This window comes from Acidovorax sp. KPB24-03, assembly GCF_057546605.1.
Map to the genome: position 1 here is coordinate 1 of NZ_BAAJYR010000143.1, position 9,098 is coordinate 9,098.

At 66.9% G+C, this 9,098-nt stretch carries 7 protein-coding genes and 1 pseudogene; 5 read left to right on the forward strand and 3 right to left on the reverse strand.

The annotated features are described in order from the left end of the window. The 5 genes and pseudogenes from AC27KI_RS14905 to AC27KI_RS14925 form a co-directional block, all read left to right on the forward strand. A pseudogene (locus tag AC27KI_RS14905) lies at window positions 1-618 on the forward strand (MlrC C-terminal domain-containing protein); the annotation flags it as partial. A gap of 180 nt (window positions 619-798) precedes the next feature. After that, a complete protein-coding gene (locus tag AC27KI_RS14910) occupies window positions 799-3,111 on the forward strand; it encodes an NADP-dependent malic enzyme (RefSeq protein ID WP_487114504.1) in 2,313 nt (770 codons plus the stop codon). Window positions 3,112-3,267: 156 nt separating this feature from the next. Beyond that, a complete protein-coding gene (locus tag AC27KI_RS14915; RefSeq protein ID WP_284409931.1) occupies window positions 3,268-3,672 on the forward strand; it encodes a guanyl-specific ribonuclease in 405 nt (134 codons plus the stop codon). Window positions 3,673-3,809: 137 nt separating this feature from the next. Beyond that, complete coding sequence (locus AC27KI_RS14920) at window positions 3,810-4,235, forward strand: barstar family protein (RefSeq protein ID WP_092742419.1); 426 nt, start codon at window positions 3,810-3,812, stop codon at window positions 4,233-4,235. Next, window positions 4,214-4,426: a hypothetical protein gene (locus tag AC27KI_RS14925; protein WP_217640151.1), complete on the forward strand. Its 213-nt coding sequence runs from the start codon at window positions 4,214-4,216 to the stop codon at window positions 4,424-4,426. Before AC27KI_RS14920 ends, AC27KI_RS14925 begins: the two co-directional genes overlap by 22 nt. A 114-nt stretch (window positions 4,427-4,540) precedes the next feature. Here the strand turns inward: AC27KI_RS14925 and rsmA are convergent, their stop codons facing one another. The 3 genes from rsmA to AC27KI_RS14940 all read right to left on the reverse strand — a co-directional run. Then, the gene (rsmA, locus tag AC27KI_RS14930; protein WP_487114506.1) at window positions 4,541-5,308 is read right to left on the reverse strand and encodes a 16S rRNA (adenine(1518)-N(6)/adenine(1519)-N(6))-dimethyltransferase RsmA; all 768 of its coding nucleotides are present in this window, start codon (window positions 5,306-5,308) and stop codon (window positions 4,541-4,543) included. A 37-nt stretch (window positions 5,309-5,345) separates the two neighbouring features. After that, window positions 5,346-6,767, reverse strand: coding sequence for a peptidylprolyl isomerase (locus AC27KI_RS14935; RefSeq protein ID WP_284430552.1), 1,422 nt, complete (start codon window positions 6,765-6,767; stop codon window positions 5,346-5,348). Window positions 6,768-6,786: 19 nt separating this feature from the next. Next, on the reverse strand, window positions 6,787-9,098 hold a 2,312-nt coding region (locus AC27KI_RS14940; protein WP_487114508.1), incomplete at its 5' end, for an LPS-assembly protein LptD.

Here is a 9,098-nt window from a genome sequence, read left to right on the forward strand (position 1 = left end):
TCTGGCCGTGGGCGCGGACCGCCCCGTGCTGCTGCTGGACCACAGCGACAACTGCATGTACCGGCGGCACCTGGCGATGCCATGGACGTGCTGCAGGCGGCGCTCGCCAACGGCCTGCAAGACATCGCCGTGGGCCCGCTGTGCGACCCCGGGGCGGTCGCCGAACTGGTGGCGGCCGGCGTCGGCGCGCGCGTCGCCGTGCGGCTGGGCAACAAGGTGCCGCTCACGCAACTCGGCGTGGCCAAGGCGCCCGTGGCGGTCGAGGGCATGGTGGTGGCCATCAGCGATGGCGAATACACCGTGACCGGCCCCATCTACACCGGCCAGCGCTGCGCCATGGGGCGCACGGTGCTGTTCGATACCGGCGCGGCGCGCATCGTGGTGACCGAACGCACGCACGAGCCGTGGGACCTGGGCGTGTTCTCCTGCGTGGGCCTGGACCCCACGGCCCACCGTTTCGTGCTGCTCAAATCGCGCATGTACTGCCGCCCGGTGTTCGTGCCGCTGTCGCACGCGCTGGTCGAGTGCGACAGTCCCACAGGGGTGACGAGTTCCAACTACGCGCTGTTCCCGTTCAGGAACGTGCGCCGGCCGGTGTTCCCGCTCGATCCGGCCTGAGCGGCGGAGCGGCGCTGGGGGTTTCCAGGTCATGGGTGCTTTGCCCTGGTTAAGCGGAATTGCTTACCAGGGTTTCTACGGCGGGCTGACTACAATCTCACACCCTTGAAGACGTGACCTCGCCCTGGAACCCTCCGTGGCGCGGGGTTCGGCAGAATTTCATAGAGCTGGAGACGCTTGATGTCCGAGACCCCCCCGGTGAATGCCACGCCCGACAAACGCGCCCTGCTGCGCCAGGCTGCCCTTGAGTACCACGAGTTTCCGAAGCCGGGGAAGATCGCGATCGCCGCGACGAAGCAGATGGTCAACCAGCACGATCTGGCGCTGGCCTACTCCCCGGGCGTGGCCGCTCCCTGCGAAGAGATCGTCAAGGACCCTGCCGCCGCCTTCCGCTACACCTCGCGCGGAAACCTCGTTGGCGTGATCTCCAACGGTACCGCGGTTCTCGGACTGGGCGACATCGGCGCGCTGGCTTCCAAGCCCGTCATGGAAGGCAAGGGCGTCCTTTTCAAGAAGTTCGCCGGCGTGGACGTGTTCGACATCGAGATCAACGAGAAGGACCCGGTCAAGCTCGTTGAGGTCATCGCCGCGCTGGAGCCGACCTTCGGCGCCATCAACCTGGAAGACATCAAGGCGCCCGAGTGCTTCTACGTGGAGCGCGAGTTGCGCAAGCGGCTGAACATCCCCGTCTTCCACGACGACCAGCACGGCACCGCCATCACGGTGGCCGCCGCCATGCTCAACGCCCTGAAGGTGGTGAACAAGGACATCGGTTCCGTGCGCCTCGTCACCTCGGGCGCAGGTGCCGCAGCACTCGCCTGCCTGAACCTGCTGCTGAAGGTGGGCCTGAAGCGCGAGAACGTGTTCGTCACCGACCTGGCCGGCGTGGTCTACGAGGGCCGCACCGAGCTGATGGACGAGGACAAGATCCTGTTCGCCCAGAAGACCGAAGCCCGCAGCCTGTCCGAAGTCATTGAGGGCGCCGATGTGTTCCTGGGCCTCTCCGCTGGCGGCGTGCTCAAGCCCGCCATGGTGGCCAAAATGGCCGCGCGCCCGGTCATCTTCGCGTTGGCCAATCCCAATCCCGAGATCACGCCCGAAGACGCCCACGCCGTGCGCGGCGACGTCGTGATGGCGACCGGCCGCACGGACTACCCGAACCAGGTCAATAACGTCCTGTGCTTTCCGTACATCTTCCGCGGCGCGCTGGACTGCGGCGCGACGACGATCACGCTGGAGATGGAAATCGCCGCCGTGCACGCCATCGCCGAACTGGCCCAGGCCGAGCAGAGCGAGGTGGTGGCCGCCGCGTACGTGGGCGAGCCGCTGGCCTTCGGCCCCGAATACCTGATCCCCAAGCCGTTCGACCCGCGGCTGATGATGAAGATCGCCCCGGCCGTGGCCAAGGCCGCCGCCGACAGCGGCGTGGCCCTGCGTCCGATCATCGACATGGACGCGTACCGCGACCATCTGCAGACCTTCGTGTATGCCTCCGGCACCACGATGAAGCCCATCTTCACCGCCGCCAAGACGGCCGCCAAGAAGCGCGTGGCCTATGCCGAGGGCGAGGAAGAACGCGTGCTGCGCGCCGCGCAGATCGTGGTGGACGAAAAAGTCGCACGGCCCACGCTCATCGGGCGCCCGTCCATCATCGCGCAGCGCATCGAGAAGTTCGGCCTGCGTCTGAAGGAAGGCGTGGACTACGACGTGGTCAACGTCGAGAACGACCACCGCTACCGCGACTTCTGGCAGACCTACCACCGCATGACCGAGCGCAAGGGCATCACCGTGCCCATCGCCAAGATCGAAATGCGCCGCCGCCTGGCGCTGATCGGCTCCATGCTGCTGCACAAGGGCGAGGTCGATGGCCTCATCGTCGGTACCTGGGGCCACACGGCGCTGCACCTGAACTACATCGATCAGGTGATCGGCAAGCGCGCCGGCGTGAACACCTACGCCTGCATGAACGGCCTGCTGCTGCCCGACCGCCAGGTGTTCCTGGTGGACACGCACGTCAACTACGACCCGACGGCCGAACAGCTGGCCGAGATCACCGTCATGGCGGCCGAGGAAATGATGCGATTCGGCATCAAGCCCAAGGCCGCACTGCTGTCGCACTCCAACTTCGGCAGCAGCAACCAGCCGAGCGCCGTCAAGATGCGCCAGACCCTCGACCTGCTGCGCATCCAGGCGCCGTGGCTCGAAGTGGATGGCGAGATGCACGGCGATGTGGCCCTGGATGCAGCCCAGCGCGCCGTGGTCATGCCCCACAGCACGCTCGCCGGCAGCGCCAACCTGCTGGTCCTGCCCAACATCGACGCGGCCAACATTTCCTACAACCTGCTCAAGACGGCGGCCGGCGGTGGCATCGCCATCGGCCCCGTGCTGCTGGGCGCGGCGGAACCGGTGCACATCCTGACAGCCAGCGCCACCGTGCGCCGCATCGTCAACATGACGGCACTCACGGTGGCCGATGCAAATGCCTCCCGGTAGAGCGGTGATGACGTAGCAAGCGCTAACTTTTAGACGCGTTTGGCCTTGAAAGCGCCTGCCCAATTATTGGGCAGGCGCTTGCTTTTTGGGGGCGATTAAGTCAAACTAACGGCTCGAAATTTCGGGTAAACCCGTAGTTTCTGAAAGGTGTAGTTGATGCTGAAGGCTATCGCCATCCAGGCGTACAAGACAGGTCTTGCGTGCGTACTGGGTGCCGCGTTCGTTCTGGTCCCGACCACGGGACAGGCCCGAAAACCCCCGTCTTCCGACGGAGTGACCACCATCGCACTGGCCGAGTTGCCCCCGCAAGGGCGGGCGACCTACGGGCTCATCCGCGAAGGTGGACCATTTCCTTACGACAAGGATGGTTCGGTGTTCGGCAATCGCGAACGGTTGCTGCCCCTGGAAAAACGGGGCTATTACCGCGAATACACCGTCAGAACGCCGGGTGCGAAGAACCGTGGTGCCCGGCGCATCGTGTGCGGAGGAGCGCCCCGCGTTCCCGATGCCTGCTACTACACCGGCGACCACTACGCGAGCTTTCGAAAAATTGTTGAATGACGCTGGACGCCAAAAGCGCTCGCCGGCATTGCCGCGATCGGTTGCCCGCCTGTCGGCCCCCCGCCTTGGTGGCGGGCCGCTGGACCGAACTTCCGGATATTCCTCATTGGTGACTACATAAAGAAAGAGCAGCGGAGATGGAAATGCCACTTCGTAACGATCAGGAAAACCCATTGCGTGGCGTGCGCCCCAACATCGTGCAGTCTATTCGCGCTTTTCGCGTGCAAGACCTGCAAGAGTCGGCCAAGGCGCTCGGCCAACACTTCCTGTACGCCAACCTTGCACACGCACAAACCAAACAGGACGTGCTGGACCTGATCGCAGGCCAGTTCATGTTCCCGGCGCACTTCGGAAAGAATTTCGACGCGCTGTACGACTGCATGACGGACCCATTGCATAAATCGGGCCCGCAACCGGGCTTCATCGTGGTGCTGGAGCAGATTCCGACCACGGTGAAGTTCGACAAGGAAGCACGCGAGCAGTTGCTCGACATCTTCCGGGAAGCGGCGGACTACTGGAGCGATCGAAAGATACCGTTCCGGTGTTTCTATTCTTTTCTGTAGCCCGTTCTGCATCCACCAGCCAGGCAGAACGGGCGAACGAGGCTAACGAGACCGCCGCAGCGCAGCCCATTGAAATCGCAGTCGATCCTTCCGCGGAAAAAATGCCGACCGACAAGCTCGTTGACGTATCGCCCCTGGCGCTGCGCATGAGCAGCCCGTTCAACGCGGGTTACTGGCTCGCCGCCGCCTGATCCCACAGGCGGTCATGCGCGACAGGCAGGGCCCTCAGGCCACTGCTTGCCGCGCTTGACTCTTTTCAGTGCACGGGGCCGGGTGGCCCGGTCCCCGCATTGCACCGCCTGCGCTCAGGCAGGGTGCAGTGACTGAGCCAGGGCCACGTATTCGTGCACCGGCACTTCCTCGGCCCGGCGTTGGGTATCGAAGGTGCCCGGGAAGGCGCGCTCCTGCAGCCAGCGGCCCAGCGTGTGCCGCAGCAGCTTGCGGCGCTGGCTGAAGGCCACCTGCACCAGTTCGGACAGCAGGGCGGGTGATACGGGGGCCGGCGAGGCATGGGGCACCATGCGCACGACGGCGCTGTCCACGCGCGGCGGCGGATCGAAGCTCTCCGGCGGCACGAACAGCACATCCTCCATCGCATAGCGCCACTGCAGCATGACCGACAGCCGCCCGTAGTCGCCCGTGGAGGGGCTCGCCACCATGCGGTCGATCACTTCCTTTTGCAGCATGAAATGCTGGTCCTGAATGACATCGACCTGCTCGAGCAGATGGAACAGGATGGGCGTGGAGATGTTGTACGGCAGGTTGCCGACCACGCGCACCTTGGGCACGTTCAGCGATTGGGCGACCTGGGCGAAGTCCACCTTCAGCACGTCGGATTCGATCACGTCCAACTGGCCGTGCAGGCGCAGCCGCGCTGCCAGGTCGCGGTCGAGCTCGATCACGGTAAGGCGCCCCAGACGCTCGACCAGCGGCTGCGTGAGTGCGGCCAGGCCGGGACCGATCTCCACCATGGGCTGGCCCGGCTCGGGGCCGATGGCGCGCACGATGGCATCGATGATGCCGTGGTCCGACAGGAAATGCTGGCCGAAGCGCTTGCGCGGGATGTGCTTCATGGCGCTGCGCGGCGAAGGCGCGTGGGCAGGCGGCGCGTCATTGCGGCGGATCGCGGTATTCCACATACGCGCGGGCCCGGGCTTCCTGCGCCCAGGTGGCGTAGGCCTCGTCCAGCTTCTTTTCGCGCACCACGTCGCGCACCATGTCGCGCTGTTCGCGCTGGGTGAGCTTGGCCTCGCGGCGCTCCAGCAACTGGATCAGGTGCACGCCGAACCGCGTGACGATGGGCTCGCTGATCTCGCCGGGCTTGAGCGCATTGAGCGCTTCCTCGAACTCGGGCACGTAGCGGCCCGGGCTGGCCCATCCGAGGTCGCCGCCCTGCTTGGAGCTGCCGTCCTGCGAGTTCTCGCGCGCGAGCGTGGCGAAGTCTGCCTGGCCCGCCAGGATGCGCCGGCGGTAGTCGGCCAGCCGTGCGGCCGCCGCGGTCTCGGTCAGCTGCGGATTGGCACGCAGCAAGATGTGCCGCGCATGGCTTTGCACCGCCACGGTGGGGGCTGCGGCATTGGTCTTTTCCACCACTTTCAGCACGTGGAACCCGGCCGGCGACCGCACGGGGCCGACGATGCCGCCCACGGGCGTCTGCTGGGTCGAGCGCACGAAGAGCTCGGGGTAGCGATCGGCGGGGCGCAGGCCCAGCAGGCCGCCGGAGGCGCCTTCGGCTGCATCGGAGAACTCGCGCGCCACCTGGCCGAAATCGTCGCCGGCGCGCACCTTGTCGGCCGCCTGCTGCGCGCGCAGCCGGCGCTGCTCCACGACCTCGGGGCTGGCGTTCTCGGGCACGAGCACCAGGATGTGGCCCAGGTTGAGTTCGACCTTGGCCGGATCGGACGCGGACTGCTGCTCGCGCAGGTACTGGTCGACGTCCAGGTCGCTCACGCGCACCCGGGCTTCGACGTCGCGTTCGCGCAGGCGCTGCACCAGCAGCTGGTTGCGCAGTTCTTCGCGGAAGCGGTCCTTGCTGATGCCGTCGATCGCGAGGCGGCGGTGCATTTCCTCCAGACTCACGTTGTTCTGGCGCGCCACCGACTGCTCGGCCTGGGAGACGGCGATGTCGTCCACCTTGATGCCGCTCTCGTTGGCCATCTGCACCTGGATCTTTTCATTGATCACGCGCTCGAGCACTTCGCGCGCCACCACGTCCCGGGGCGGGCGCTCGCCGCCCTGGGCGGCCAGCTGCTGCTCGACGCGGGCCACGCGGGTCTGCACCTCGTTGTTGGTGATGGGGGCGGTGTTGACCACGGCCACGATGTAGTCCGCCTGGCGGATGCCGCTGCGGTCTGCGCCGGTGCGGGCGTCGGGCACGGTGACGGGCGGCAGGGCGCGCGAGGACAGCCCAGTACCGCCGGTGCCGCTGGCAGCGCCCGAGGCGCGCAGTCCTTGCGCGGAGGCGCCCGCGGGTGCGAGGGAGGCCAGGGTGGCCAGGCACACCAGGCCCAGGGTGAAAGCGCGATGGTTCATGTGGTTGGCAGGTGTCGGGTTAGTCGTAATTGGTGAAGCGGCTGGGCGTGCTGGTCTGCTCGCGCAGGTACTGGTAGCGCGGAATGTTCTGCTTCAGGCTGGTGAGGGGGTTGGAGCCGAGCGAGAGACGGGAAAAGCCCACGAACTCGATCTGGAACAGCAGCCGGGTGTTGGCCGTGGTCACGCTGCTTTGCAGGCGCTCGAGCACCACGCGGCCGACCCAGCAGCAGCTGTCGTATTCGAAGCCCACCACGGTGTCCACCAGCTTGCGGTCCTGCATGCTGTAGTTCAGGCGGCCCACGGTGTACCAGCGGCCGGGGCCCTGTCCCCGGCCCGGGCCGAGGTCCTGGCCCTTGTCGCCCCACAGGTCGTTGATGGGCCATTGCCAGCCCACGTCGATCTGCTCGCTGGTGCCGCGCTGCAGGCGGTAGGCGGCGCTGATGACGCGGTAGGCGCTGGGGTTGTAGCGCGCGCCCACGGTGGAGCGGATGGAGCGGCCCGTCTTGGGGTTGTATTGCACCGTGGAGTCGAAGCCCCACTGCTTCGTCCAGTTCAGGCCCGCGCCCAGCAGCACGTCCGACAGCCGTTCGCTGACGGTGGACTCGCCGGGCAGCACGACCTTCTGGTCGGAGAACCGCACCCGCTGGGCGATGCCGAAGCGGGCCGCCTCGGCGCCGTCGTCCGGGTCCAGCAGCCGCGTGGTCACGCCCAGGGTGAGCAGGTTGTTGTCGGCCAGGCGGTCGTTGCCGCCGTAGCCGTTCTCGGTGTAGATGGTGGCGAAGTTGAAGTCGTTGGCCGCCGTGTCGTACACCGGCAGCAGGCTCTGGTCGCGGTAGGGCGTGTAGGTGTAGAAGGCGCGCGGCTCCAGCGTCTGCAGGAAGTTGCGGCCGAAGTAACGCGCATCGCGCTCGAACACCAGGCCGCTGTCCAGGCTGAACGTGGGCAGCGTGCGCTGCGCGTTGCGCTGGCCGTTGGCCAGCGGGCTGTCGAACTGGTATTGCGTGGCGTGCAACTGCACGCGCGGTGTGATGAAGCCGGCGGGCGCGAGGAATGGCCGGCTGATCTGCGCCATGGCGTAGCTGCGCTGGGCGTTGGGCTGGCCGGTGAGGGCGCGGTCCGCATGGAAGCTGGTGTAGTCGGCCTCCACGCTGGCATCCAGGCCGTAAGGCAGCATGGTGGGGTTGTAGCCCCAGCGCAGCTGCGGCATGCGGTCGTAGGGCGGCACGATGGGCGCGCTCACGTCCTGCAGCGTCTGCCACTTGAGGGTGCGCAGGCTGAGCGACATGTCGTCCTTGCCCCAGGACAGCGTGGCGTCGCCGGGCAGCAGGCGCTGGGTGAGCTGGGTCATGCCGGTCACGTTGCGCGTGAAGTCGCGCCAGTAGTTGTCGTCGCTGACCCGGCTCACGTCCATGTTGAAGTTCAGGCCGCCCAGCGGCGTATCGAACGTGCCGCTGTGCTTGAGGCCGTAGCCCCAGCGGTCGCGGTCGCGCAGCTTGTCGTTCGGCATGTAATCGCCGCGCAGCTCGCCCCGGTAGGTGGGCTCCAGGTAGCGGAATTCGCCGCCCAGGTTCACGCCGCGCTTGGACATGACGGTGGGCGTGATGGTGGCGTCGCGGTTGGGCGCGATGTTCCAGTAGTAGGGCTGCGCGTACTCGACGCCGCTCACGTTGTCGATGGCCACGGTGGGCGGCAGCAGCCCCGACTTGCGGCGGTCGGACAGCGGGAACGTGATGTGCGGGATGGGCAAGATGGGCAGGCCCTTGAACTCCAGCACCGCGCCGTCGGCCGTGCCCACCTGCTCTTCGTTGTCGATGCGGATCGACCGCGCGCGCAGCACCCAGTCGGGCTGCCAGGTGGCTTCGTCGTTCTTCTGGCAGGTGGTGTAGGTGGCGTTGTGCACCACCGAGCGGTCGCGGTCGATGAAGTCCACGCGGCTGGCCTCGCCGTGGGCACCATTCATCAGGAAGCGGTAGTTGGCGGCATCGAAATAGCCCGAGAAGGCATCGACCCGCAGTTCCAGCTCCGAGCCTTCGTACACGTTGCCCGCGCGGTTGATGCGCACCTGGCCGCGCGCCTTGGCGAGGTCGTCGGGCACCGCGTATTCCAGCCGGTCGGCGTGGATGATGGTGTCGCCGCGGCGCAGTTCGGCATTGCCTTCGACGACGGCGTTGATGTCCGGCTGGCCGGTCACGCTGTCGCCTTTCACGAAGATCGGCAGCTGCGGGCGCACGGCTTCGGGGATCTTCTCCTGCAGCAGGGGGCTGGCGCGCAGGGCGGGCGCCGCTTCGGGCACGGCCGGCGCGCCGGGCTCCGCCTCCGACTGGGCGAGCG

What these genes read in the sequence shown, in the direction of transcription:
- AC27KI_RS14910 (WP_487114504.1), top strand. Translation starts at nt 799, where the DNA reads ATGTCCGAGACCCCCCCGGTGAATGCCACGCCCGACAAACGCGCCCTG.
- AC27KI_RS14915 (WP_284409931.1), top strand. Translation starts at nt 3,268, where the DNA reads ATGCTGAAGGCTATCGCCATCCAGGCGTACAAGACAGGTCTTGCGTGC.
- AC27KI_RS14920 (WP_092742419.1), top strand. Translation starts at nt 3,810, where the DNA reads ATGGAAATGCCACTTCGTAACGATCAGGAAAACCCATTGCGTGGCGTG.
- rsmA (WP_487114506.1), bottom strand. Translation starts at nt 5,308, where the DNA reads ATGAAGCACATCCCGCGCAAGCGCTTCGGCCAGCATTTCCTGTCGGAC.
- AC27KI_RS14935 (WP_284430552.1), bottom strand. Translation starts at nt 6,767, where the DNA reads ATGAACCATCGCGCTTTCACCCTGGGCCTGGTGTGCCTGGCCACCCTG.